Origin of the sequence: Nostoc sp. NMS8 (assembly GCF_017115045.1) — a bacterium.
Lineage (GTDB): Bacteria > Cyanobacteriota > Cyanobacteriia > Cyanobacteriales > Nostocaceae > Nostoc.
The window spans coordinates 215,126-240,518 of the sequence record NZ_JABXKK010000062.1; the positions used below are offsets into that span (position 1 = coordinate 215,126).

General features: G+C 42.7%; 19 protein-coding genes and 1 CRISPR repeat array. Of the genes, 10 read left to right on the plus strand and 9 right to left on the minus strand.

What is annotated here, in order from left to right:
• Nucleotides 1-151 precede the first annotated feature (151 nt).
• The 3 genes from HWQ39_RS11555 to HWQ39_RS11565 form a co-directional block, all read right to left on the minus strand.
• Nucleotides 152-457 carry a hypothetical protein gene (locus HWQ39_RS11555; RefSeq protein WP_292844348.1) on the minus strand — a complete coding sequence of 102 codons (306 nt, stop codon included), beginning with the start codon at nucleotides 455-457 and terminating at the stop codon, nucleotides 152-154.
• A gap of 279 nt (nucleotides 458-736) precedes the next feature.
• Nucleotides 737-2,959 (minus strand): adenylate/guanylate cyclase domain-containing protein, encoded by a 2,223-nt coding sequence (locus HWQ39_RS11560; RefSeq protein ID WP_292844351.1) that lies wholly within the window; start codon nucleotides 2,957-2,959, stop codon nucleotides 737-739.
• A gap of 82 nt (nucleotides 2,960-3,041) precedes the next feature.
• The gene (locus tag HWQ39_RS11565; RefSeq protein WP_292844354.1) at nucleotides 3,042-3,815 is read right to left on the minus strand and encodes a DUF928 domain-containing protein; all 774 of its coding nucleotides are present in this window, start codon (nucleotides 3,813-3,815) and stop codon (nucleotides 3,042-3,044) included.
• 373 nt (nucleotides 3,816-4,188) lie between these two features.
• Between HWQ39_RS11565 and aroA the strand changes: the two genes are divergently transcribed.
• The gene (gene aroA, locus HWQ39_RS11570; protein ID WP_292844357.1) at nucleotides 4,189-5,469 is read left to right on the plus strand and encodes a 3-phosphoshikimate 1-carboxyvinyltransferase; all 1,281 of its coding nucleotides are present in this window, start codon (nucleotides 4,189-4,191) and stop codon (nucleotides 5,467-5,469) included.
• Nucleotides 5,470-5,834: 365 nt separating this feature from the next.
• Nucleotides 5,835-6,158 (plus strand): hypothetical protein, encoded by a 324-nt coding sequence (locus HWQ39_RS11575; RefSeq protein ID WP_179064500.1) that lies wholly within the window; start codon nucleotides 5,835-5,837, stop codon nucleotides 6,156-6,158.
• A gap of 357 nt (nucleotides 6,159-6,515) precedes the next feature.
• Nucleotides 6,516-6,770: direct repeats of the CRISPR family, unit length 38 nt; unit sequence ATTGCAATTAACTAAAATCCCTATTAGGGATTGAAACA.
• Nucleotides 6,771-6,825: 55 nt separating this feature from the next.
• Here the strand turns inward: HWQ39_RS11575 and HWQ39_RS11580 are convergent.
• Nucleotides 6,826-7,527: an SDR family NAD(P)-dependent oxidoreductase gene (locus HWQ39_RS11580; protein ID WP_292844362.1), complete on the minus strand. Its 702-nt coding sequence runs from the start codon at nucleotides 7,525-7,527 to the stop codon at nucleotides 6,826-6,828.
• 875 nt (nucleotides 7,528-8,402) lie between these two features.
• On the opposite strand from HWQ39_RS11580, the gene HWQ39_RS11585 reads away from it, so the two are divergent.
• The 6 genes from HWQ39_RS11585 (at nucleotide 8,403) to HWQ39_RS11610 (ending at nucleotide 13,472) form a co-directional block, all read left to right on the plus strand.
• Nucleotides 8,403-8,897, plus strand: coding sequence for a DUF2231 domain-containing protein (locus HWQ39_RS11585; protein ID WP_292844365.1), 495 nt, complete (start codon nucleotides 8,403-8,405; stop codon nucleotides 8,895-8,897).
• Nucleotides 8,894-9,499 carry a DUF2231 domain-containing protein gene (locus HWQ39_RS11590; protein ID WP_292844368.1) on the plus strand — a complete coding sequence of 202 codons (606 nt, stop codon included), beginning with the start codon at nucleotides 8,894-8,896 and terminating at the stop codon, nucleotides 9,497-9,499. The genes HWQ39_RS11585 and HWQ39_RS11590 overlap by 4 nt, the downstream gene beginning before the upstream one ends.
• Nucleotides 9,500-9,531: 32 nt before the next feature.
• A complete protein-coding gene (locus HWQ39_RS11595; protein ID WP_292844371.1) occupies nucleotides 9,532-10,455 on the plus strand; it encodes a cytochrome c oxidase subunit II in 924 nt (307 codons plus the stop codon).
• A complete protein-coding gene (locus tag HWQ39_RS11600; RefSeq protein WP_292844374.1) occupies nucleotides 10,445-12,106 on the plus strand; it encodes a cbb3-type cytochrome c oxidase subunit I in 1,662 nt (553 codons plus the stop codon). The genes HWQ39_RS11595 and HWQ39_RS11600 overlap by 11 nt, the downstream gene beginning before the upstream one ends.
• A 417-nt stretch (nucleotides 12,107-12,523) precedes the next feature.
• Nucleotides 12,524-13,189 (plus strand): heme-copper oxidase subunit III, encoded by a 666-nt coding sequence (locus tag HWQ39_RS11605; protein ID WP_292844377.1) that lies wholly within the window; start codon nucleotides 12,524-12,526, stop codon nucleotides 13,187-13,189.
• Between the two features lie 37 nt (nucleotides 13,190-13,226).
• Complete coding sequence (locus tag HWQ39_RS11610; protein ID WP_292844380.1) at nucleotides 13,227-13,472, plus strand: hypothetical protein; 246 nt, start codon at nucleotides 13,227-13,229, stop codon at nucleotides 13,470-13,472.
• Nucleotides 13,473-13,545: 73 nt separating this feature from the next.
• On the opposite strand, the gene HWQ39_RS11615 is transcribed toward HWQ39_RS11610, so the two are convergent.
• The gene (locus HWQ39_RS11615) at nucleotides 13,546-14,430 is read right to left on the minus strand and encodes a pirin family protein (RefSeq protein ID WP_292844383.1); all 885 of its coding nucleotides are present in this window, start codon (nucleotides 14,428-14,430) and stop codon (nucleotides 13,546-13,548) included.
• A gap of 721 nt (nucleotides 14,431-15,151) precedes the next feature.
• Between HWQ39_RS11615 and HWQ39_RS11620 the strand changes: the two genes are divergently transcribed.
• Both HWQ39_RS11620 and HWQ39_RS11625 read left to right on the plus strand, forming a co-directional pair.
• Nucleotides 15,152-16,519: an NAD(P)/FAD-dependent oxidoreductase gene (locus HWQ39_RS11620; RefSeq protein WP_292844386.1), complete on the plus strand. Its 1,368-nt coding sequence runs from the start codon at nucleotides 15,152-15,154 to the stop codon at nucleotides 16,517-16,519.
• Nucleotides 16,520-16,633: 114 nt separating this feature from the next.
• Nucleotides 16,634-22,030: a translocation/assembly module TamB domain-containing protein gene (locus HWQ39_RS11625; RefSeq protein ID WP_292844389.1), complete on the plus strand. Its 5,397-nt coding sequence runs from the start codon at nucleotides 16,634-16,636 to the stop codon at nucleotides 22,028-22,030.
• 19 nt (nucleotides 22,031-22,049) lie between these two features.
• Here the strand turns inward: HWQ39_RS11625 and HWQ39_RS11630 are convergent, their stop codons facing one another.
• The 4 genes from HWQ39_RS11630 to HWQ39_RS11645 all read right to left on the minus strand — a co-directional run bounded on the left by HWQ39_RS11630 (nucleotide 22,050) and on the right by HWQ39_RS11645 (nucleotide 25,184).
• Entirely contained in the window at nucleotides 22,050-22,772 is a 723-nt protein-coding gene (locus HWQ39_RS11630; RefSeq protein WP_292844392.1) for a dienelactone hydrolase family protein, read from the minus strand.
• A gap of 85 nt (nucleotides 22,773-22,857) precedes the next feature.
• The gene (locus tag HWQ39_RS11635; protein WP_292844395.1) at nucleotides 22,858-23,772 is read right to left on the minus strand and encodes an AraC family transcriptional regulator; all 915 of its coding nucleotides are present in this window, start codon (nucleotides 23,770-23,772) and stop codon (nucleotides 22,858-22,860) included.
• A gap of 408 nt (nucleotides 23,773-24,180) precedes the next feature.
• A complete protein-coding gene (locus HWQ39_RS11640) occupies nucleotides 24,181-24,567 on the minus strand; it encodes a DUF2358 domain-containing protein (protein WP_292844398.1) in 387 nt (128 codons plus the stop codon).
• 53 nt (nucleotides 24,568-24,620) lie between these two features.
• Nucleotides 24,621-25,184 carry a leucine zipper domain-containing protein gene (locus HWQ39_RS11645; protein ID WP_292844401.1) on the minus strand — a complete coding sequence of 188 codons (564 nt, stop codon included), beginning with the start codon at nucleotides 25,182-25,184 and terminating at the stop codon, nucleotides 24,621-24,623.
• Between the last annotated feature and the right edge of the window lie 209 nt (nucleotides 25,185-25,393).

Consider the following 25,393-nt stretch of genomic DNA (forward strand, 5'->3'; position numbering starts at 1 on the left):
GCGCAGCGCTCGCACGAGAAGAAAACTCTTCCTAGTCCCCAGTCCCCAGTCCCCAGTCCGCGACATATTGATGCGATTTATCAACACACCCTGACTAGAATCGCCTATTTTAGAACACAGCGTGTTTTTAAACACGCTCTAGGCTTGTCTGCTAGCTAACAAAATCTTTGTGGGCAGTGACAAGCATCTGAGCTTGTCTTAAAACGTTTCCAAATAAATAAATAGGAATCTGCCAAGCTGCAACAGTAACTTCTTTGACAATATCCTGTACACTAATTGCAATTAATTCATGCTCTGGCGGCTCTCCCTCAACTGTACCAGACCAAGTAAAAGCTAATAAAAAGTCATCGTCTCCAGGCAAGGATGCAATCAAACATTCCTCTGGTGTTGGCTGGCAAATAATTCCATGATCGTTTGCAAGTTCTACTAGTCTTTGAAATTTGTTTACGTTCATCATTTTTCTTTTAGATGTGATTCAATCTCAGTTTTAAAAGAAATCATATTTTGAACTCCACAACTCAACTTAGTTGCTTCATACCATAAATTACGAACTACGAATTATTAAGGAGTTATTGGAGTTGGATCGGGCTTAAGTTCAGAATCTTACCGCGATCACCTGGTTCTATCAGCAACATTTGTTACTTTTTTAAAAAATCTCAACTACCTACTTTTTCGGGCTACCCCATTTATATACACCTCTGTTTGTTAGCGTTTCAATATGATTGATCCTCTCATCTCACCCAAGCTGACGCAGTGTATTTAAAATTGCGATCGCTTTTGGCGGAACAGCTGTAAACCGAAGCAGATAAAGATGCTCGTCAATATTAGATTGTTGGATCACCTTGGCATAGATATATTCTTCTTCTATGGACATTTCTGCTTCAATCAATAACTTGAGTTTGAGATTGCTCAAAAGATGTAAAGAATGTGGCGATTGCAGCTGCGCCCCTTTTTCTGAAAGGCTAATCAGGTTCCTTATAAATACTGTTCCCACGGCATATTTACCCTGTAAAATGGTATATTCCACAGGTACTTCTTGATTGAGAATGACTATTTCTTCATCATCTTCAGGCAAGAATAAATTATATTTACCGCCAATGCCACGAATTTCACAAATTGTCACAGGATGCTTTATCCCTTTGGGTTCTATTTGTAGTTGTCCAGCAATTTGGAGGTCAATATTGGCATCTTTACAGGTATTTTCGGAAATTAAAATCTGTCCTCCCACTGTATAAGACTCAATTCGAGCAGCTAAATTAACATGGCTGCCAATAACTGTATATTGAGCGCGTTTTTGAGAACCAACATTTCCTGCCACAGCCTCACCTGTATTAATCCCAATTCCCATTTCGAGGATTGGAAAATTCATTTGCTGATTTTGTTTGTTTACTTGCTCCATTGCTAACTGCATGGCAATAGCACAGGCGATCGCTCGTTGAGAATCATCTTTGCGACTAATTGGCGCACCAAAGATCACAAAAATACCATCACCCATAAACTCATTAATCGTGCCTTTATACTGATTAATTACATCTGTCATTGTTCCCAAATAAAGATTCAAAATCTTTACTACTTCTTCCGGGGGCAATTGTTCAGAAATAGCTGAAAATCCTCTTAAATCAGATACGAGAACCGTAACTTTTCGGCGTTCTCCCCCTAGCTTTAAGCCAGAAGGAGTTTCGAGGATATTGGCGACGATTTCATCCGTGAGATAGCGACCGAGGGTTTTTCGCATCTCGGTAGCACTTTGAGCAATATACTGAGTGAGTGCGATCGCAGAACCGACAAATGCCAGCAATGAAGGTACAACAGGAATCCACCAACCAACAATAAATGCCAAAAAACTGCCACCAACTAAACCACCACCCGCCAGAAAAACACTAACAGCCATCAGGCTTTTCTGATTGCTACTGTGGCGTTGTAGCCAACACAAGCTAGCACCAATAATTGACCAAATCAAAATCAATAGCCATTCTAGCGGGTCAGGTAAACACTTTATCGGTGGACGACCTTCTATTGCCGCACTTAAAATTTGACTAATGACATTAGCATGAATTGTTACACCTGCCATTCGTTCCGGGTCAGTCAATACATTACTGCTGTAAGGCGTATAGAATAAATCCTTTAAACTCTCGGCGGTAGCACCAATTAATACCACCTTGTCTTGCATTAAATCGCGTGGGATGCGGTTCTCTTGCACTTCGGTAAGAGAGACTTTAGCAAACTGCTGTACTCGTCCTCGGTAGTTCAACAGCACTTGATAACTCCCGGCATCTGCTCGGACGTAACCACCATCATTAGGTTCAAAAATCGGGAAAACACCCCGATTTAACTGCAAGTAATTAGAGTTAGTTACTGATGGCTTTGCGGTAATACCTTCAGGTTTCAAGTACAACAATGCTAGTTTTAACCCAAAGCTTTCTAGAATCTCGTTATTATTTAAACTTACGTACAATAATGCTCGTCGAATTTTGCAATCTCCATCTATGGGTAAATCATTCGACCCAACTTGATGAAGTTTCTTGAGTTCTGGAGACGAATCAACCGCCGAACTATCAATAGTATCAGAGACTTTTTGGACTCCAATCAAATTAGGAGTAGAGTTAAATACTTTAAGTAATTCTTGATGACCGGGATTGACAGGTAAATCACGATAAATATCTAAACCGATCGCTCTGGGTTTTTGCTGTTTGATTTTCTCTAACAAACTGGCAAGTTTTCCATCAGACATAGGCCACTGACCCTGTTTGCGGATATCTGCCTCATTAATCTCAACTATGACAATGCGGGTATCAGCCGACTCTTGTGGACGGAGGAGAAAAAATTGATCTAGTGCAGCCAATTCCAACAATTGCAGTAATCCAGTCAAGCGTATTGCAATTACCAGGGCTGTAATATTAGGAACAGCCAGTAAAACACCACGCCATTGCCAGATTTGCGGTTTCAGCTTTGCCCACATAATATTTAGTGCTGTTAGCGGTAGCGGGGCGTTTAGCCCGTGCTGAGTTAGGAGTTAGGAATTGGGAGTTGGGAATTCTCCCTCAGCCCCGTGCCCCATGCCCTTCTTTCCTAGATGTGCAACAATCGATCAATGGTTCGGAAGCGATCGCACTCAAACCAACTGACTTGAAAAATTGCCTCCAATCCAGCCTTGCCTTAAAATTATTCGGCTCAATCTGGCGTAACTTCACCAAACTAGTCAACGCTTCATGCCAAATCCCCGCTTCTGCATACATGCTGGGCAACTTATGCAAATTTGCCTTTGTTAAAGCCTCCGACAAACCTAATTCTGGTTGAGTGCGTTCCACCCAACCATCTACAGTGGGGTTTTCACTAGAGTCTTGAGTATCACAAGAAATTGTTAGATACCAATGATAAGTTTTACCTACAGCGAGTGCAGGGGCAGTGTCAGGAAGTTTGAAGTTAATAATTCCGGGTTTATCTGGAAGTGTAAAAGATGTTTCATAAAATACGTTCTCGTCTTTATCCAAGAGCAGAAACTTGGCTGCTTTGACTGGAGATGGAGGTATATACCAGAAAAATGTTGGATGTTCAGCAAATGTCAACCCTAATTTATCTGGAGGGATTAAGGGAATTATTAGTTTTTTGCCGGTTAGGCAAGAACTACCACGGGTAGAACCACCAGCACTTGCAGGAGGTTTTCCCCGCTGTGGCGGCTTAAATGTCTGACTAATTTGCCAAGTTTTATTGGGATGGTAGGACTGAGCCTGTACCTCTGCTGTTAAATCAGAAAACAAAGACAAAGGCAAGGAAAAGGTTACAAAATATAATATATATGGTTTAATCCATTTCATATTAAAAATGTCTGGGTGCTAGATTAGTCGAGTGAATAAATAAAGTATTCCCAAAAGCAGAGCCAGATTTTTCACTTACAGCAGTTCTTAATGTATTTGAACCACATCTGTCGTAAGGGCACAGCATTGCTCATTGGTGTCAACTTAACGTGAAACGGGCGGTTAGAAACCGCGTCTACACAAACAAAACCCACCTCCGTAGGTTTCAAAACCTGGATTTGACCTTACTTACAGTATTGGCGAGAGTATCGAACTTACCTGTTTGTCACTTGTAGAGAGCGTCATTTTGAATTGATTTTCCCCTGTTCCTTATCGCTCAAGATATGGGAATATATTATAAGGTTGTAGGTAATCGCCTACGTAGAGGTCTAAAGTGGATACCATTGCAATTCCTGCTCTAAATCGGCTAGTGGATGCCACGGTAGAAATTCCTGGTTCTAAAAGTCTTACCAATCGGGCGTTGCTTGTCGCTGCTTTGGCGCAAGGTGACTCCATTTTAGAAAATGCCTTATTCAGTGAAGACAGCGAGTATTTTGCTAAATGTTTAGAGCAATTGAGTATTCCCATAACTCTGAATCCTCATCTGGCTCAGATTCAGGTTGCAGGAAGGGGAGGTGATATTCCAGCTAAACAGGCAGATTTATTTGTGGGTTTATCAGGTACTACAGCACGGTTTATTTCGGCGCTGGTAGCACTGGGTAATGGCGAATATCGGCTAGATGGCGTTCCTCGGATGCGAGAACGACCGATGGGTGACATGCTGACGGTGCTACAAACAGGTGGAGCCACTGTTAACTTTGAGGGAAACCCTGGGTTTATGCCCTACACCCTCTATAGCCAGGGATTCGCTGGCGGAAATTTTCGCTTGAAAGCCAACCAAACAAGTCAGCAACTTTCGGCATTGCTGATGATTGCACCTTACGCTCAACAGGATACGATTTTTGAGGTTGAGGGTACACTGGTTTCTCAGTCTTATATCAAAATGACTTGTAGCCTCATGGCCGATTTTGGCGTAGAGGTGATTCAAATTGGCGAGAATCAATTTCAGATTAAAGCAGGTCAACGTTATCAAGCTCGACATTACACAATAGAACCCGATGCGTCAAATGCTTCTTACTTTTTTGCCGCCGCCGCCGTCACGGGTGGACGAGTGCGCGTCAAATATTTGACTAAACAATCCTGTCAGGGTGATATTCTCTGGCTGAATGTTTTAGAGCAGATGGGTTGCCAAATTAAGGATTCGGATGATTACACTGAAGTGACGGGGCCGAAGCAATTGCAAGGCATCGACATTGATATGAATGATATATCGGATTTGGTGCAAACATTAGCTGCGATCGCGCCCTTTGCCAGTTCACCAATTACTATTCGTAACGTAGAACATATTCGATATAAGGAAACCGATCGGATTCAAGCTGTTGTCACAGAATTGCGTCGGTTAGGGGTTAAAGTGGAAGAATTCGCCGATAAACTGAGAATTGAGCCTAGCCCCATTACTCCAGCGGCGATTGAAACCTATCACGATCATCGAATGGCGATGGCTTTTGCTGTCACAGGTTTGAAGGTTCCAGGGATTGTAATTAAAGATCCTGGTTGTACAGCGAAGACTTTTCCAGATTACTTTACCCGATTCTTCCAAATGTTAGAACAATAAGAGATTGACCAGTATTCTCGTAAGGTGTGTTATGCCGGAGGCTAACGCATCAACTGTTCTTACGGCCGCCACAACGCTGAATCAACTCAATTTACCTTTTTGCTTTATTTTGGGAATCCTAAATTAATGATAGTAGGGGCACACAGCTGTAGATGAGTGTCAACTCTAGGACGGCATTCGCAGTCTCAGACTGGGAACGAGACAACGAGACATAGTAGGGGCGTACATCTGTACGTCTCTGTCTATATACCACGCAAGTCATTCGTTGACAGCTATGGCAATTAGTGCAAAATATCAGATTTTTCCGGTTGAGGCAAAATATAAGTGAATAATTACTTTACATTGAATATGTATAGCTAAAACTCATGGATATACCCCAGCGCGTATCAGTCCGCTACAAAGACGCGTCCTTCAACAGTAATGAAATCCGCTTGAGAACTTTTCGGCTTGGGTTGCAAATATGGGATGAACAAACCAAACCTAGAAAAACAGAGCTTTATCAGTTTATATCCTCTTGCTTAAAACAAGTTGACCGCCAAGATCGTTTTATGTTTTCTCTGCTATTCATAGAATTAACAGACCTCATACGCAATTCTGCGCTGGAAAGGGGAACAAAAGAGGTTCTGATTAAAACAGCTTTTAGAGAATTTGCTTGTGCGATAACAGACTTTGAAGACGTTGCCAAATAAGGTTGATGAGGGTGTAGGTATTGCTTAGGCGTAGCTCATCCCAAGCATTGCCTATAACTCAGCTAACCTAATCTAGTAGGATATCTATAGTAAACAGCTTTCCTATCGGATTAGTTTTTTTTGGCTGAATGCGCGGATAGGTAGGTGTTGGAAATGGGGTAACTACAAAAATGCCTGAATTGCCCTATATGCAAGAATTTCAGAGCATTAGCATTTATAAATCATCCGCGCACCTTATGTAGACTAGTTTTCAGCCATTTGCCTTTAGCCAAATCACAACTCCTCGTGTTATGATTTCTCCATTCGCGCAACCGAACCTTGAAAACCAAATAAGACAAGGCTTTCAGAAGCCCGACAATTGCAATTAACTAAAATCCCTATTAGGGATTGAAACACTCCCCACACCAACAACGGAAGTTACTGTTGTAATTGCAATTAACTAAAATCCCTATTAGGGATTGAAACAGCACAATCTTCGATTGAGCGGCTTGAGCGAATTTCATTGCAATTAACTAAAATCCCTATTAGAGATTGAAACCATTTGGCAATCACCCTCTGGACAAGATGTTGTCAGATTGCAATTAAGCAAAATCCCTATTAGGGATTGAAACAAAACTTAGAAGTATTAGTAATTAAATCTTTTCTATAGCAATTCCCTAAAAACTATCTAAAAAGAAATTACTTTGCGATCGCGCAGAAACTTACCGCTTATATTGCGCGGAGCATCAGTAGCCAACCAGATTGCAGTGTCAGCACCTTCTTCTGGCGATCGGGGTGCTGATGAACCACCCATATCTGTTCTCACCCACCCCGGACAAATGGAATTGACGACGATGCCTTTGGAGTCTAAAGCTTGTGCCAACATAATTGTTGCGCCATTTAATGCCAGCTTCGATAGGCAATAACTTGGAACATCGGCAGATAAGTCTGATAATGCTCCATATCCACTTGAAACGTTAACAACTCTGGCATCGGAGGATTTTTCCAATAGGGGTAAAAATGCCTGTACCATCCGAATTGGGCCAAAAGTGTTGGCATTGATTGTGGAATCAAGCAACTCACGAGAAATAGTCAGAATATTTATATCCCTATCTGGATACACGCCAGCATTATTGATCAAAATATCTAACCGATCGATCCTTTGGTGCAGGGTTTTGACTGCTTGATTGATAGAGCGATCGTCGGTGACATTCAATTCGATGGGAATTACCTTGCCTGGAAGTTTCTCAGCCGCAAGTTTGGCGTTATCGAGCGATCGCGAAGTAATAATTATTTCATAGTCTTTTGCCAGTAAACCTTGAGCGATCGCAAACCCAATCCCTCTATTCCCACCTGTGATTAATACCTGTTTGTCTGGTATGGATTTCATCTCAGTATTTTATATCCAGTTATTTTTTGACTATTCTGCTAGTTATAGTTCACAAAATATCATAGACTTCATATCAAACCAAGTTCATGATATTTTTGCTTTCTGGACGTAGTATTATCTTTGACAATTTAGATTGTCAACTCAGTAATATCATGTCCGCTTAATCACTTATGATATGTCATTGCGAGTGGAACCAAGCAATCACAGAATCATTGCGATTACTTCACTCCGCTATCGCTGCGTACCCTTCTCTACGAGGGGCTGCGCCAACGGGAACGCCAGGGGCGAACGTAATGACAAGTATTTAGTCGGACATGATATAAATTATCGATTAAAAAAGCAAAACTTTTTATTATTTAGTTTAATAAAACTCTAATATTTTTCTAATCTATCCAGAGAAAGATAAATGAGTATACAAATACTGTTCGGTTAAGACAAGAGACGCGATGAATCGCCATCTTGACAATAATCGGTCTTTCGTCTTGACCCCGATTTATCGGAGCTTTGCGTATAATTTCATTAAAAAACCTTAACCGACCCATGTAGAATGAGTATATTGTTTGACTGAAAAATATTTCAGCTATTTGTCATTCTTGTGACAAAAGTATGTCTTTATTTTGAAGATTTGTAAAACTGAAATTTTAAAGTTTATATCAATCTTAAGTAAGACTTATGGTATATTCAGAGCAAGTTAGGTTGTTGATTAAATTAAAGTTTTAAGTTAATCAATCTATTATGACTTAAATAACAAAAACCTGATAAATAATAATTTGAATAGCCATTTTTTAGTTTTTGTAAATATCAATTTGGATATATATCAACTGAGATTATGGTTATTTTAGTGAATATTTGACATTTGGGAAAAATAATTAGCGATGCCTGCTCTGTCTCTAAATAACCAAAATTTACCATACCCTGACCCTCTACACCCTATCATTGTTCACTTCGTAATCGCGATGGTGCTTTTTTCTTTTGTGTGCGATGTACTGGGCTATTTCACACGTAACGTGCGTTTATTTGAGGTGAGTTTCTGGAATATGTTTGTGGCCTCAGCAGCTATCTTTTTAGCGGTGATTGTTGGTCAGTTTGAAGCAGGTTTGGCAAACATTTACCCAGCAGTTCAACCAACACTAAATTTTCATACGGTGATGGGTTGGTCGCTGGCGGCTATTGTCGTCGCCATTACAGCTTGGCGCTTTGTGATTCGCAACAGCAGTCCTCGGAAAGTACCGCCTGCTTATTTGGGTGCTGCAACGTTTTTAGTCTGCTTAGTATGCTTGCAAGTTTATCTAGGAAGCAAGCTAGTTTGGGTGTATGGGTTACACATTGAGCCAGTTGTGCAAGCGATGAAGCAGGGAGTTTCGCCATGAACTGGCAGCTTATTGATCAGTTGAGGTTAAGGCTGAATGCTAACGGATTACCTTATGAGATTCCCATACATCCACAACTGGTGCATTTAACATTGGGTTTGTTGATTATTGCCATTATTTTTGATATTGCAGGAGCGCTTTTTGCTTTAGAAAAACCAATCTTCAAATTTTTAGGTCTGCCTGCCCTGCGTTCTGGTTTCTTTGATGTCGGTTGGTATAACCTCATAGGAGCAGCTTTTATTACCTTTTTCACAGTTGCAGCAGGTTTTTTCGAGCTACTGCTAGCAAATCCACCGGTCGATCAAAAGAGCGTTTGGGGGTTAACTGCTGGTTGGACAATGCTTTTGCATGGTTTGGGTGGCATTTTGCTGTTGGGAGCGATCGCAGCCATGACAATATGGAGAGGTTTGCAACGCTATCGCTGGCGCAAGGATGCTTCCAGGCAAGTGCAGTGGAGTTACTTATTAGCAGGTATTGCAATACTGGGCATCTTGTTTGTCCACGGAACTTTAGGGGCGCAATTAGGAGAAGAGTTTGGAATTCACGTTACTGCTGCGAAGTTACTCCAAGAAGGTAAAAACCCAGACTTACTACTCAAATAATCAAGCGGGAAGTACTCTTAGATGAAATGATTATGTTTAGTTTTTGGGAATATGTACTAATAGCGTTTTATGTCGCAGGACTGCTAATTGTCAGTCGGTGGATTGGACAACAGGCGTTTTCTTGGATGCCTCCCCAGGCGACAGCAGAAGCACAGCGGGTAGATGATTTATTTAGCTTTTTAGTCTCAATTGGAGCATTTATCTTGCTGGGGCTAGTTGGTGTGATGGTGTATGCGATCGCCTTTCATCGCGCCCCCCCGGAAGACTACAGCGAGGGACACCCTTCTAGAGGTAATGGGAAGTTAGAAATATTGTGGACAGCTACCCCAACTCTGTTAGTAATATGGATTGCCTTGCAAAGCTTCAATATTTATCAGCAATTAAATATTCTGGGTTTAAACCAAATAGTGCATTTGCACACACCATTAGAATCTGCACCCGCCTACGCCGCAACCGTTAGCGATATTCCCAAACCTGCGTCTGAAACAATTGATGTTTTCGTTAGGCAGTGGGATTGGTCTTTCCGTTATCCAAATAACCTTACCACTAAGGAATTACACTTGCCGCTCAATCGCAGCACTCGCTTAAAGATGCAGGCAGAGAAAGTAATCCACGGCTTCTACATTCCTGAGTTTCGTTTAAAGCAGGATATTGTTCCAGGGCGGAACATTGAAATTGTGATTACACCCATTCGCTCAGGTAAATATCGACTGAAAGATTCTCAATTCAGTGGTGCTTATTTTGCCTTGATGGAGGCAGATGTATACGTTGAATCTCTCGATAAGTATAATCAGTGGCTCGCGCAAACAATCTCTAGCGAAACTACAAACACTAAAAATCAGGCAGTTGCCGAAAATATCCAACCACCAAAGACATTATTTAAAAGCGGCTGGTACACCGTCGCACCTGCTCAACCTGCTGTAGCAAATCAAAGGAAGATAGATAATGACACATGATTTGAGTGAAGCTATAGCCAACAATAGAGAACCTGAGAATAACTGGCGGGAATATTTCAGCTTCAGCACCGACCATAAGGTGATCGGTGTTCAGTACATGGTGATGACCTTCATTTTCTTTCTTCTCGGCGGGCTGTTGGCGATGATTATCCGGGCTGAGTTGCTTACCCCAGAAGCAAACTTAGTTGACCGTCCCCTCTACAATGGTTTATTCACCATGCACGGGACAATCATGATTTTCCTGTGGATTATTCCCTTCAATGCAGGTCTTTCTAACTTCTTAGTACCGCTAATGATTGGAGCGCGGGATATGGCTTTTCCCTTGCTCAACGCCATCTCTTTTTGGATTCTACCACCAGCCGGTCTGCTACTAATGTCTAGCTTTTTGCTACCTAACGGGACTGCACAAGCTGGTTGGTGGTCTTATCCACCAGTTAGTCTGCAAGTTCCAGCCGATCAGTTGATTAACGGTCAATTTATTTGGATAGTTAGCCTAGTATTAATCGGCATCTCCTCAATTATGGGGGCTGTCAACTTTGTTACTACTATCTTTTGGATGCGATCGCCAGGGATGACATTTTTTAGAATGCCCGTCTTTGTGTGGTCAGTTTTTAGCGCCCAGTTGTTGCAACTGATTAACTTGCCTTCCTTGACGGGTGCATTGATACTGCTGTTGCTTGACCTCTCCTTCGGTACACAATTTTTTAAACCGGAAGGAAGTGGCGATCCGATCATTTACCAACATTTATTCTGGTTCTACTCTCACCCCGCAGTGTATATCATGGCGCTACCAGCCTTCGGTATTATTGCGGAAGTTCTGCCAGCCTTTTCTCGCAATCCTCTATTTGGCTATCGGTCAGTGGCGATCGCAACTTTAGGTATCGCTGGGATTAGCATCTTCGTTTGGGTGCATCACATGTTCACCAGTGCAACCCCCGGCTGGATGCGGATGACCTTCATGGCCACCTCAATGTTAGTTGCTATACCCACAGGTGTGAAGGCATTCGCTTGGACTGCCACCATCTGGAGGAGCAAATTACACCTAGAGACACCAATGTTATTTGCAATGGGAGGTGCAGCAATGTTTATTTTTGGCGGTGTCACTGGTGTGATGCTTGCGGCCACACCATTTGATATCCACGTCAATAATACTTACTTTGTCGTGGGTCACTTCCACTACATCGTTTTTAATACCATTACAATGGCAATCTTTGCCGGAATTTACTACTGGTTTCCCAAAATAACTGGCAGGATGTACGCCGAGGGTTGGGGTAAGCTACATTTCTGGTTGACCTTTATTCCTGCCAATATCACCTTTTTCTCCATGCACCCATTAGGTTTACAAGGAATGCTACGCCGAATTTCTTCCTACGATCCTCAGTATCAGGGATGGAACGTCATCGCTAGCCTGGGATCGTTCTTACTGGGAGCATCCACGCTGCCATTTATTGCTAACATCGTCGGTTCCTGGCTATATGGAGCGAAGGCAGTTGATAATCCTTGGCACGCTACGGGATTGGAATGGACAACTTCTTCACCACCTCCGCGAGATAACTTTGAAGAGATTCCTGTTGTCACCAGACCTCCTTACGACTATGGCGATCCCAAATACTCATTCGTGCAAAATTCTAATGATGGTGAGTCTGACTAGAGATTGGGGACTGGGGAGTAGGAAGGAGATATAGTTACGCCGTGTGCAACTTTCTCTCAGACCTAACCCCCTTCCCTACAAGGGAAAGGGAGGAATGGCACTAAGAAAAGATACAGCCCTTGCCCTAACTGGTTCCCAGTCTCCAGCCTGGGAACCCATTCTGGGAGGCTCCGCCTCCTCTTTCTTGACCAGAGGCTCTGCCTCTGGAAATACATTCCCAGCCTCCAGGCTGGGAACGAGCCTGCACATGCTTTCGAGCTTTTCTTAGTGCCTATTCGGAAAGGGAGCAAAAATCAAAGCCTCTCCCCCACAGGGAGAGAGGTTTGGAGAGGGGTTCTAAGGATAAGTTGCACATTGCGTATAATTATAAATTTTTAAATCTCTAATCCTAATTCCCAATGCCCAATTCTCAAAATTATGCAACATCGCAGCATCCATTTAGATGAAAGTCCGATCCGTTTCGATCGGTGGCGACGACGCTTACCAAATTGGTTACAGCGCTTTCTGCCGAGTGGTGGCGGGAGTCATGAAGATCATCATGGCAAAGGAATGTTTGGGTTTACTGTGTTCCTCTTGTCAGAAAGTATCATTTTTTTGAGTTTTATCTTTACTTATGTTGCTCTGCGACTGAATACTACTAACTGGCTACCACCCAGTATTTCTGGGCCAGAATTGTCTAAGCTCGTGATTATTAATACAGTAGTTTTACTTTCTAGTAGCTTTGTTATTCAAGCAGCAGAAAATGCTCTCAAACGAAATCAACTCAGTAAATTTCGCTGGCTATGGCTAATAACGATCGTAATGGGAATCTACTTCCTAATTGGTCTATTAATTGAGTGGAAAAATCTCGATTTCAAACTCACCACAGGATTAGTTGGTTCCACATTCTACTTACTGACAGGTTTCCACGGTTTACACGTTTTGGCTGGTGTTGTGCTTCAGATAATTATGCTGATTCGCTCATTCATTCCCGGCAATTATCATAAGACTCACTTCGGTGCAAGTGCGACTACTCTATTTTGGCACTTTGTTGATGTAGTTTGGGTCTTCCTATTCTCGCTTCTCTACCTTTGGCGAGCATAAAAAGTTCAGTTCACCAAGTATTTTCAGGAGTAATTTTATGAATTTATTCATCCAAGAACTACCAACCTCAGAACTCGCCCCAAAAGCAGTTCAAGAAACTCCCGCACCAGGTAAAGACCCACTCATTGCAGAAGGTTTACAAAAAGAGCAATACATTGGCATTATTGGGCTAGCGATCGCTCTAATTGCTGCTGTCGGATTTTTTAGTCGCAGAGTCGAATATGCTATTGGGTTTGCTGTTATCCTCAGCGTCTTTTTAATTGCGTTATTTTTATTCATCTGAACCTCCATTCCTCCGACCACCAAATCTGTACTTAGATTGGTGGCTGGAATTTGTTCAGATGCGATCACGCTGACTAAAAGGGATTAGCCTCGATCGTCACTTCTGGCAGTGGAATAAACTCTGTTTCATCTGACACACTAGCAAAGTGCTTGTTGCGCCAATCGGCTTTTGCTTGCTCTATTCGCTCTGGTCGGCTAGAAACAAAATTCCACCATTTGTAGCGTGTACCCAATGGTTCACCACCAATAACAATACATCGAGCCGCAGCAGCAGCAGAAACTCTTATTTCATCGTCTGGCTCTAGGATAGCGAGGCGATATGGCTCTAGCGGTTGCTCATTAATGCTCAAACCTTCTGTGACGCTGTATACTGCCCTCTCTGAATAACCTGTGGGGATAGTAAAGTGAGCATTGGCAGACAGCACCACATCTAAATAGAGAATAGGTGAGAAAACTTTGACAGGTGAGGTGTAAGAGCGTGCAACTCCTGCAATGAGCTTGATGAGGGCGCCATTTTCTTCCCAGGTCGGAAGAGTTTCAGCAGGATAGTGAGTAAAGCTGGGATCGGTTTCTTCGTATTCTACAGGCAAGGCAACCCAGGTTTGAATGCCATGAATGGTAGCTTCTTTTTGACGATCAATGTCGGGCGATCGCTCTGAATGTACAATCCCCTTTCCCGATGTCATCCAGTTCACAGCACCCTGTTGAATTTCCTGCACAGTGCCTAAACTATCGCGGTGTATCAAAGCACCATCAAATAAGTAAGTTACGGTGGCGAGATTGATATGAGGATGTGGTCGGACATCGATACCTTTGTGGGGTGGCAAAACAGACGGGCCAACATGATCGAAGAAGATAAACGGCCCAACCATTTGACGATGAGGATATGGCAAACTACGGCGGGCAATAAACCCACCCAAATCTTTAACTTCAGGTTCAATCAGTTGAAGTATTGCCATAAGTGATAGGAGTAATTGGTAAATGCTGGAATCATTGTGACATTTCTCTGACCTGAAGTGCGGAAGCTCCCTAAAAATCACTTCTGAGATTTCCTAATTATTCCCTCGCGGGGTTTTAAACTCAACTTTCTGATAAATAGAAGGAATAAAAGAGCAAAATATCTCCAGTGGAAGATTGCGATTATAGATAGGAAGTTGGTTAATTGGGAGAGTTAGCGCACCCGCATTAGCTAGTAATTTGTAAATAAATAATTTATGGATAAATTACCTGTAGAGACGGCGATTTATGGCGTCTCTCTAACCATCAAAATGAATTTCACAGACTACTATAGTGGTTCCCATTCAGATGCGGTACAACATTACATCACGAGTGTAAGGGCGTGCCATGCCGCATCGGTGTCAACTTAACGCGAAACCACTCGTCCGTCGGGAATTGAAATTCCCGCCTCATAGCTAAAGTCATCTGAAGATGACTAAATATCGCCAAAAATCTCCAGTCTACTTCAGTAGACTTAAGCTATTAGCCCGAAAATTTATTTCCGGGCGGGCAGGAAGCCAACAGTTAAGCTATTTCCAGCTTAAGTTGACACCAATGCGCCATGCCGTGCCTTTACGGGTGTACCTCACGCTTGTCAATAAACGCTATAGGCTCAAGTTTTTTGAGTTTTCACGTGTAACATCCTAGCAAATCCCTGATTTCACAATACTCTGGAGATATTTTATGAACAGCCCAGTTTACCAAACTGTGATTGTCGGTGGTGGCTTCACCGGCTTATTTACCGCCTTAAACCTAGCTCACGAACATTATCCTCGCTCTGTAATTTTGATCGATCAAAATGAACGCTTTTGCTTTAAGCCCTTACTATACGAATATTTCAGTAGCGAGATGGATGCTTTTCAAGTAGTACCGCGTTTTGCAGAATTGCTTGAAGGTAGTGGTGTGATCTTTGTTCAAGATGCGGTGGAATCCATAGACTTGCATCAACAACAAGTTAAATTAGCTTCGGGAAACTCCTATAACTACAGTAACTTGGTATTAGCTTTGGGTAGTGTTACTGGTTATCATCATCTAGAAGGTGCTAAAGAATACGCTTTTCCATTTTGGACAGAAGCCGATGCGATCGCTCTTGACCAACATTTAGGCGACTGTTTGCAAAAAGCAATCCAAACTGAAGATATAGAACAACGTCGTCAACTGTTAACAATAGCAATCGTTGGTGGTGGTGCAAGTGGTATAGAAATGGCAGCTACCTTAGCTGATTTAGTGCCACATTGGTATACCGCTTTGGGAGGAAATTCTGCTGAAATTCGGGTGATACTGTTCAATCACGGTCAAGAAATCCTCAATGGTGATGTTAACGATCCTCTGCGCCCAATTGCTGAAAAAGAATTACAAAAACGCACGATTCCAATTGAAATTCTCAAAGGTGCAGAAGCCACTAAGATTCATGCTAACGCCATTGAATATAAGCACAATGAGCAAATTGAGACGTTACCAACAAGTACCACAATCTGGACAGCTGGTACTTCTATTCATCCACTAATTAAAGATTTACCAATTTCCCAAGAACATCGCGATCGTCGCGATCGCCTTCTAGTTACTCCCACAATGCAACTACTCGACTTCCCAGAAGTCTTTGCCGGCGGGGATTGTGCCGCAGTTCCAGGTAACTCACTACCGCCAACAGCCCAAGTTGCTTATCAACAAGGAGCCAATATTGCCCAAAATTTGAAAGCGATCGCTTTCGGCGAAGAACCCAAACCAGCAAAGGTAAATATCCGTGGAACTCTCTTAAAATTGGGGTTAAATAATGCTGCTGCTAACCTTTTCAATGTTTTTGAAGTTGCAGGTGAATCCGGGCATTTAATCCGCCAAGGCACATATTTAACCCTATTACCGACACCAATTCATGATTTCAAAGCTGCTAGTGAATGGCTAGATGAAGAGATTTTTCACCATCACCTTGACCCCCATGATGTGGGCAAAAAAGTTGTCCAAGCAGTGGAAGTAGTTGGCGCAGGAGTTATGGGCGTTTTAGCTGCAAGAAAACTACTAAAAATGCTGGGCAATAAAAGCAGTGTAACCTAAAGTTGTTGCGTAAGTCGTAATATTGTGAAACCATAGCTTGTGACTTGCTAATACAACTGCAACTAGCCTATTTCTAGCTTAACCTAGAAAAAAGTACTGGTACTGGTAACAATCATGACGCAATCCCCAAATTCAGGAAATAATCAGGAAGCATCTAATCCTCGTCTGTGGCTCCTGCTTTTACGACGTACCAGTTTAGCTGTGGGTGGGGTTTTGCTAATTGGAATTATAGTTGGTTTTTGGTGGGCTAGAAGTTATGTATATAAGGATTTAGCCCCCTTAGTGCAGCAAAATCTCCAGCAATTGTTGGGGCGTCCAGTCAAAGTTGGCGAAGTTGAACGTTTTTCGCTAACTAGTCTGAGATTTAGCTCTCTATCGATACCACCAACTCCCACCGATAAAGATCAGGTGGTAGCAAAAGCCTTAGAGGTGCAGTTCTCGCCGTTGCAACTTATCCTTAGCCGAAAACTGATATTAAATGTCACCTTAGTTCAGCCCAACGTCTACATTCAACAGGATAAAGATGGTCGTTGGGTAACAGCCCAAGTTAAGGCTGCGGAGGGACAAGGCTTTATTCAAACTGAGTTGCAGACACTTCAAATTCAAGATGGCGATGTTGAGTTGATGCCATTCGCCGCATCTACGAAACCGAAAGGCTCAGTAATATTAGATCGTGTTGGTGGTGTTGCCCGATTTTCAGACCAAAATCAAAGGATCGGGTATGACATTAATGCTCAACTCAGTAGAGGAGGTGCTGTTAAAATTGTTGGCGAAACCCAAATAAAAGCTCAACAAACTAACCTCCAATTACAAGCACAAAATTTACAAGCATCTGATATTACTCGATTAATTCAGTTACCGATCGCTTTGCAAGGAGGATATTTAAATGCTGATTTAGGCGTTCAGATTCCTCCAAAACTATCAGACATAGCGATTACCGGAACAGCGACAGCTAATCAAATCACTGCCAAAATCCCCAATATTCCTCAGCAGGTTTCTAATTTTAATGGGAAATTTCTATTTCAGGGTCAGACAGTTGCTTTAGATAATCTAAGTACGAATATTGGCAAAGTTCCCATCCTGGCGAATGGAACAATTAATACTCAAACAGGTTTTAATGTTGCCGCTCAGATCAAACCAGTTAGTGCGAAAAATATCTTAGATACCCTGAAAGTCAATTCGTCAGTCCCAGCTAGTGGCGAAATTCAAGCAAATATTCAGGTATTAGGCGCACTTACACAACCTGTCCTCAGTGGTACAGTAAGCAATACCAAACCTATTCAAGTTGACCGCCTTCAATTTAAAAGCATCAACACTGATTTCCGGTTGAATGTCTCTCAGACTGCATCTCAACTTACTGTTTCCAATCTGAAAATAGTCCCCGTAGCTGGTGGTCAAATTATAGGCGCTGGTCGAGCGGCTCTCGGAACCAAAGATGAGGTAATATTTAATGCTCAAGCTGATGGAATCTCAGGAGATATACTAGCACGCAGCTATGGCGTTACTCTACCGATCGCAGTTGGCAATGTTTCTGCAAAAGCCCAAATTTCTGGCTCACTTAGCAAACAGCCCTTGAACCTGAATGTTTCCAATATTCGGGTAACACCGGCAGCCGGAGGGCAAATCACAGCTAATGGTCAAATTCAACTAGCTCCCCAAGGTCAAGTAGGTGTAAATATTCAAGCTCAAGGTATCCCAGGAAATGCGATCGCTCAAGGTTACGGTATTTCAACTCCCATTAATGTCGGTGGTATATCTGCGAACGCTAAAATTTCCGGTTCTCTGGGTAGACCGTTAAACGTCAATATTTCTCGCGTTCAAGCAAATCCAGAGGTGGGAGGGCAAGTTATAGCTAGCGGTCAAGTTCAGCTTGCACCCCAAGGTAGAGTATCGTTGAATGTGCAAGCACGAAATTTACCAGGGGATGCGATCGCCAAAGCCTACAATTCCTCACCCTCCATCACCATTGGGAATGTCTCGGCAAATGCGAATATTTCCGGCACTCTGAGCAACTTGCAAACAGTAGCGCGAGTGCAAGCGCCCAACGCCACCTATCCCACAACCGGACGGGTTGTTGTTACCAAACAAGGAGAGAATATCCTTTTCCCCGATGCGGTTTTGAACGTCGCAGGTGGGACAATTCGGGCCAGAGGTGAAGTTGCACAAGAACGTTGGCAAGGGGGTGTCCAAACTTCTCAAATTCAACTCAATCGGTTCTCACCACAACTACGAGGACGGCTCAATAGTAATATTCAGTTAGCAGGTTCAACAAAATCTTTCCAGCTTGCCGATATTCGCGCCGCCGGACAAATCCGCCTATCCCAAGGGGTAGCGGTGCTGGCAAAACCGCTCACCGCTCAATTTCAGTGGAATGGACAGCAGATTATCGTTGAAAACGCAAGTACCCCAGGATTGAGTGCTAATGGTGCGATCGCTATTCAGTCTCCCCCAACTGGCGCACCTCAAATTGCCGGATTTAATTTAAATGTACTGGCGCAGAATTTCAACTTACAAAATACTGGCTTCAAAGTTCCTGGTGATGTTGCAATAGCAGGGCTACTAGATTTTAATGGAAAAGTTACAGGTACTCCAGATGTACCGCAAGCTAATGGCAATATCCGACTACGGAATTTCAATGTAAGTAACTTGGCGTTTGACCCACTTTTAACCGGAAATGTGAATTTTCAAGGGGGACAAGGAGCAAGTCTGCGATTAGCTGGGAAACAAGATCGGATTGCGCTGAACTTAGGTGCAGATTATCGTCCCACTTCATTTTTGGTTAAACGCGATGAGGCAGTTACTACAGGTAGAACTGAGGGAGATAACTTGCTCATTAACGCCCAACAGTTTCCCATCGCTCTAGTTGGCGGCTTTTTACCTAACAATCAATTGAAACCATTGGCGGGACAACTATCGGGTAATTTAGTTGTCAATCTGAGTAATTATGCCATTGCGGGGGATGTAGCGATCGCAGGGCCTCGTGTTGCCAGAGTTGCAGCCGATGAATTTCGTGGCAGCATTAATTATGCCGATGGTACTGCTAGCTTGGCTAATGGTCTATTGCGGATTGGCGATAGCAACATCGCTCTTAATGGAAATGTGCAAGCAGGGAATGACCCGAAATTTCAATTCCAAGCTAATTTTGCCCAAGCCAAAATCCAGAGACTTTTACAAGCGTTTAATATCTTCGACTTTCAAGACCTTAGTACTGGGTTGCAGCCTCCAACATTAGCTGGTGCAGAAGCGCTTAACACTGAGTCTATCAGTTTGCCCAATGCAGACTTGAAAACACAGCTAACATACTTCTCGAATCTTACAACAGCCAATGCCAAACAACAGCAAATAGAAACAAAACAGACCCGATCTTTGCCTAGCCTTGCAGAATTAACAGGTGCTTTAAGCGGAGCAATTACAGCCAATGGCTCGTTAAAATCTGGGTTGAATGTCGGCTTTAATTTTCAAGGTGCAAACTGGCAATGGGGTGAATATTCCATCAATCAAGTGGTTGCTCAAGGCAATTTCGCCGATGGCATCGTCACACTTTCGCCCTTGAGTATTGGGATAAATCAAGGACTAGTCGCCTTTTCGGGACAGTTAGGAACTGAGCAACTATCTGGAAAGTTGAATGTAGCAAGTTTACCTCTATCGCTTTTAGAGCCTTTTATCGAAAAATATCCCATAGATATCACTGGTAATGTAAATGCTGATGCCACTTTAGCAGGTAGTTTACAAGACCCTAGTGCAAAAGGCAAAGTAACTTTAGCTAATGCGACTCTTAACAAACAACCCGTGCAAACAGGAGAAGTGAACTTTGATTACAACAAAGCTCGTTTGAATTTTGATAGCACCTTATTAGTGACAGGAACGCAGCCAGTCGCAATTACAGGTAGCGTACCGGCTCCTTTACCTTTTGCCAAAGTGCAACCAGATAGCAATCAAATCAACATCGATGCCAATGTGCAAAATGAAGGATTAGCACTATTAAATTTGTTGACTAACAATCAAGTTGCTTGGGTAGACGGTCAAGGAAAACTAGATTTAAACGTTCAAGGTACTTTAAACGAACCAATTATTAACGGAAATGCCACACTTAATAATGCTACCTTTCGCGCTCAAGCCTTATCCGATCCTCTAACAAATGTTACTGGAACAGCGCAATTTAATGGTAGAACGGTAAGCGTTGAAAATATCCAAGGTAATTATAATCAAGGGCAAGTGACTGCATCAGGCATCCTGCCAATTTTTGATTCTCAGCAAGCCGTAGCGAATCCTCTGACAGTATCAATCGCAGACAAACTCAATTTTAAGCTTGCAGGATTGTATGAAGGCGGCGTCGGTGGCGATATCGTCATTCGGGGAACAGCGTTAAAACCTGTAATTGGTGGAGAGATTAAACTAAGTGATGGTCAGGTGATTATTGGAAACTCGGCTACTGGTAAGAAAAAATCAGCAGCGACAGCAGAGGCTAACGGTAACGTTATAAATCTAAATAGAGAAGAGGTTAACCCTAACGGTACACCGACAGCAGAGAATAGCGCTAACCCAGTAGTTACAGCAGACGGAAGCGCTAACCCAGTGACGACAGCAGGCGGAAGCACTAGCGCAGCAGCTCCACCCAATCTACCTATAAAATTTGCAGATTTAAAGTTGATTTTAGACAAGAATATTCGTGTTACCACTCAGTCTTTACTAAGCTTTGTACCAGGAGGAGCCGCATTCAGTCAGCCCCTATTGAGCTTTGACGCTAAAGGCGATTTGACTATTAATGGTACATTAGCCAAGCCGCTTCCTGAAGGAGTCATTCGTTTGACAGGAGGAAGAGTCAGCTTATTTTCTACTGAGTTCACCTTAGCGCGGGGCTACGAACAAACTGCGCGATTTATTCCAAGTCAAGGACTTGACCCGACTTTGGATGTCCGACTGACTGCAATTGTACCGGAAGCATCAGCAATAAACAGTCGAATTTTGGAATCACCACTGTCTGCGGAAGTCAGCGATGCTTCTGTAAACAACTTTGGAACTTTACGTACCGTTACCGTTCAAGCTACTGTAAACGGGCCAGCTAGTGAATTGGGCGACAATTTAGAACTAACGAGTCAACCTAGCCGTAGTAAAGGAGAAATAGTTGCTCTGCTAGGTGGCTCAATTCTCGGTTCTTTCGGTCAAACAGATGCAGGCCAAGGGCTGACTAATTTCGCTAGTTCTACCATTTTAGGTAGTTTACAAGGAACTATTACTGCGATCGGACAGGCTGTTGGTTTTAGTGAATTTCGGATATTTCCGACTCCATCTACCAATGAAACAACAAGAACTTCAGTTCTTAATTTATCAGCAGAAGGTGTGTTTAACATCAATAGAAATTTCTCTGCCTCTTTATCACGCGCTCTTTCTAGCGATGACTCTTTCCGTTACAACGTGCTTTATCGACTCAATGACGAAATTCTCATGCGAGGCTCAACTAATTTGGGGGATGAAAATCAATTCCAAGTTGAGTATGAAACCCGATTTTAGAGGATGTATTACATAATTTTTAGTGTTCTCCTCGCAAGTGTCGATCAAAAAATTGTGTAAGTTGATGCCAAGCATCTTCCGCCGCCAAGGGATTGTAGTCGGATCGTTCGTGACAAAAGAAACCATGTCCCGCATCGGGATAAACTTTTAGGGTGTAGTCTTTGCCCAGTTCTTGAAACCGCGATTTTATTTGTTGAATGCGATCGCTTAAAATAAACTGATCAGTTCCACCAAAAAATAGATAGATAGGTACTGTCATATCTTTGACTGCATCAATCCACTCATCCGCAACCATACCGTAGAAGGGAGCTGCTGCGGCAATTTCCTTTGACAACTTACAAGCTGTGAAAAAGGTTAAACCGCCACCCAGACAGAATCCGGTTACGCCGATGCGATTGGGGTTGACTGTTGGGTGTGACTTTAAATAGGCTAAGGCGGCTCGAATATCGTTTACCATTGGCTGGCCGAAATCCAAGCGCCACATCATTGCCATTGCCCGATCAACTTCGTCGTAGCTAAATTTGTTGTCGGGCAACTCGCGGTAATATAGATCGGGGATGATTACTACATACCCTTCATGGGCGATTCGGGCTGCGACATCTTGGATATGTGACGTTAAGCCAAATGCCTCCATCAGCAGTAGAATGGCAGACTGAGGCTTAGGATGAGTTGGTGTAAACACAACAGTGGGCATCTGTCCATCTAGTGTGGAAATTAACACCTCGGTTTGTTCAATTGGCATCTTCTTTCTCCGATAGAATCTGTTGTTAATAGCTTAAAAACTAGCAATTGAGGATTCTAGAAGAAAGTTGCGGGATTTTAGTATATTATTGCGATCGCTCTTGTAAGAGTTTTTTTGGTGTGACACCAACCTGGCCTTTAAAGCATTTTGTCAAATGGCTTTGATCGGAAAAACCTGTTTGCGTTGCAATTTCCGCGATGCTCAGATTGCTGTGCTGTAACAAATGTTTTGCCTTGTCAATTCGGCATTGTAGAATGTATTGGTGGGGTGTGATTCCCATCCGTTGCTTAAACAGACGTAGAAAATAGTAGGGACTGAGTTGTGCGATCGCACTCAATTCAATCAACTTCAAGTCTTGATAGAGATACTCATGAATATAGTCTGTGATTTTTTGCAGTGTTCTTTGAGATAATCCATCTGAATAGCTAGAAAGCTTTGGTTGCGTGCTGCAATAGTTCCGTAAAAGGTGAATTGCTAATGTCGTTTTGAGACTGTCAATCAGCAAATCACCGCCAATTTTGCCTGACTCTAATTCATCTCTCAAACTCGAAAAAATTCCTTGAATTAGCACATCTTGCTGACTCATAAACCGAGGCGTAAGTTCAATGCTGCCACCAACAAAATCCTGACCCACCAGTTGGAGAAGTGCAGGCTCAATTGCCAAAACCATAAACTCAACTGAAGTATTCCAGTTACAGCGATGGGAAATCCCCGCCGGAATTACTGCAATATCTCCATCTCTGCGCCTTTCTAGCTCCAGCTTTCCATCTAACCATCGCTCTCCTGATGCCATTTTGCGATCTTCTAGTTCTATTGGTGAGCCAACAAGCCCACAGGCAATGACATGCATCGTATGTTGATGTTCAGCGATTTCAAATTTTGGCTGTTGGTAAACTTCTAGATGCAGGTGACTCCAGCTAGAACTTGAGAGAATAGAGGATTTCGGCAATAGTGAATTAGCGGCATTCTCTTGGCGATAATCAATAACTGGCACTTTCATTTTATTGAAGGAGGCAGGGGAGGCAGGGGGAGCATTCGACCTTGGATGTGGCTATTGTGGGGTGGGCATCTTGCCCGCCCAGTCCATAGGGCGGGCAAGATGCCATAGGTGTCAACTTAAGCTGGAAATAGCTTATCTGTTGGCTGACATGCCCGCCCGAAAATTTATTTTCGGGCTAATAGCTTAAGTCTACTGAAGTAGACTGGAGATTTTTGGCGATATTTAGTCATCTTCAGATGACTTTAGCTATGAGACGAGAATTTCAATTCCCGGCGGGCAAGCAGTTTCGCATTAAGTTGACACCAATGGCAAGATGCCCACCCCACAGGAGTTAATTGGATATTTTTTATATGGAAGTCCCTAATCACCTGGGCTTTTCAAACAACCTCTTAAACCCTGGCTCGATAATCAACTTTTTGAAGTAAATAAATGTTGCTTAACCACATCTAGGCGTGAACAGTTCCAATAATCGATATGGGAGACAATCAAACCAGCAGAATTAAGACCTAATTCACTCCAACCAGGAATAGAAATCCTTGGCTTCCAAGGGAGAGGAGTATTCCAACTGAGTGTCCACTCAGTTTTGATTGTGTCTCCTAAACGTTGAATATTATGTACATCCATCTTGGGATTTAAAAACCAAGTTTGGATAAAATTAATCATTTCTTTGTAACGTTTAACACCACGAAATTTATTCAGCGGATCTTGAAAATAAACATCTGAAGCATAAATATTGTAAGTTTGATTTACTGGGAATCTTTGATAGTCTTCTTTGAGGATTTCAATGATATCCATGAGAAATAAATATATCTGTAAATTGGTTTAATATTAAAACTGAAAAATTGAAATTAACCTTCGTTCCATAAACGTTCTAACTGAAGCCGCCAAGCATTTAGGACTTCTTCTCGCCCTTTTGCAGATGAGTCTATTTCGCCCATCATTCCTTCTGCATAAAAGCGTTCTAAGGTTTGCATCGTTGCTTGCAGAGATTGTCCTTGCTGTTTTGCTGCCTGAATAATTTGCTGGATGCGGCTTTCAATTAGTCGATTAAAGACATTATCTAATCTGGCTTGATAGAGAGATGCAAGTCGGTTAATTGCATTGGACAAATCTGCACTCACTAAAGTGCCACTGTGATGTTGAAACACCCCCCAAATTACCCCTTCATACAAAGCGTAACGTACTTCTTGAGTGTCATCAAAGTTAGCTTCTAGGAACTGTTCTAAAAATGGCTGGGCTTCTTGGATGGGCACAATAGGCAGTAAAACTCGCAGCCAAGTATTATCTTCGGAAAGCAGCACCAACAGCCGAAAAGTAGAAGTATCTACTTGCCACGATCCAGGAGCAGTGACGACAACAGCCGATGTGCCAAATAATTCTGTGAGCGTACCCGCAATTTCTTCAGGTGTCATAAGGCTTTATTTAGATATAGCCTCTAGATTAGCGCAGAGTTGCATCAGCTTATTCAATCGCTCCCATTAGTTTTAATGCTATGTGCTGTGCAGACGTTAGCCCAGTTACACCTGTGATATTCAGCCCTGCACAAAGTTTATAGCTGAATGGCAATAAGAAAAGCCGAAATGCTTGTGGATTAAGCAGTTTGCAACTGCTTTCGTAATTC

Bases quoted from the DNA above. Each gene is read 5' to 3' on its own strand.
- HWQ39_RS11625 (WP_292844389.1), top strand. From the start codon at position 16,634: ATGACGCAATCCCCAAATTCAGGAAATAATCAGGAAGCATCTAATCCT.
- HWQ39_RS11560 (WP_292844351.1), bottom strand. From the start codon at position 2,959: ATGTGGGCAAAGCTGAAACCGCAAATCTGGCAATGGCGTGGTGTTTTA.
- HWQ39_RS11590 (WP_292844368.1), top strand. From the start codon at position 8,894: ATGAACTGGCAGCTTATTGATCAGTTGAGGTTAAGGCTGAATGCTAAC.
- HWQ39_RS11605 (WP_292844377.1), top strand. From the start codon at position 12,524: ATGCAACATCGCAGCATCCATTTAGATGAAAGTCCGATCCGTTTCGAT.
- HWQ39_RS11630 (WP_292844392.1), bottom strand. From the start codon at position 22,772: ATGCCAATTGAACAAACCGAGGTGTTAATTTCCACACTAGATGGACAG.
- HWQ39_RS11640 (WP_292844398.1), bottom strand. From the start codon at position 24,567: ATGGATATCATTGAAATCCTCAAAGAAGACTATCAAAGATTCCCAGTA.
- HWQ39_RS11615 (WP_292844383.1), bottom strand. From the start codon at position 14,430: ATGGCAATACTTCAACTGATTGAACCTGAAGTTAAAGATTTGGGTGGG.
- HWQ39_RS11565 (WP_292844354.1), bottom strand. From the start codon at position 3,815: ATGAAATGGATTAAACCATATATATTATATTTTGTAACCTTTTCCTTG.
- HWQ39_RS11635 (WP_292844395.1), bottom strand. From the start codon at position 23,772: ATGAAAGTGCCAGTTATTGATTATCGCCAAGAGAATGCCGCTAATTCA.
- HWQ39_RS11595 (WP_292844371.1), top strand. From the start codon at position 9,532: ATGTTTAGTTTTTGGGAATATGTACTAATAGCGTTTTATGTCGCAGGA.
- HWQ39_RS11610 (WP_292844380.1), top strand. From the start codon at position 13,227: ATGAATTTATTCATCCAAGAACTACCAACCTCAGAACTCGCCCCAAAA.
- HWQ39_RS11580 (WP_292844362.1), bottom strand. From the start codon at position 7,527: ATGAAATCCATACCAGACAAACAGGTATTAATCACAGGTGGGAATAGA.
- HWQ39_RS11555 (WP_292844348.1), bottom strand. From the start codon at position 457: ATGATGAACGTAAACAAATTTCAAAGACTAGTAGAACTTGCAAACGAT.
- HWQ39_RS11645 (WP_292844401.1), bottom strand. From the start codon at position 25,184: ATGACACCTGAAGAAATTGCGGGTACGCTCACAGAATTATTTGGCACA.
- HWQ39_RS11600 (WP_292844374.1), top strand. From the start codon at position 10,445: ATGACACATGATTTGAGTGAAGCTATAGCCAACAATAGAGAACCTGAG.
- HWQ39_RS11585 (WP_292844365.1), top strand. From the start codon at position 8,403: ATGCCTGCTCTGTCTCTAAATAACCAAAATTTACCATACCCTGACCCT.
- HWQ39_RS11620 (WP_292844386.1), top strand. From the start codon at position 15,152: ATGAACAGCCCAGTTTACCAAACTGTGATTGTCGGTGGTGGCTTCACC.
- HWQ39_RS11575 (WP_179064500.1), top strand. From the start codon at position 5,835: ATGGATATACCCCAGCGCGTATCAGTCCGCTACAAAGACGCGTCCTTC.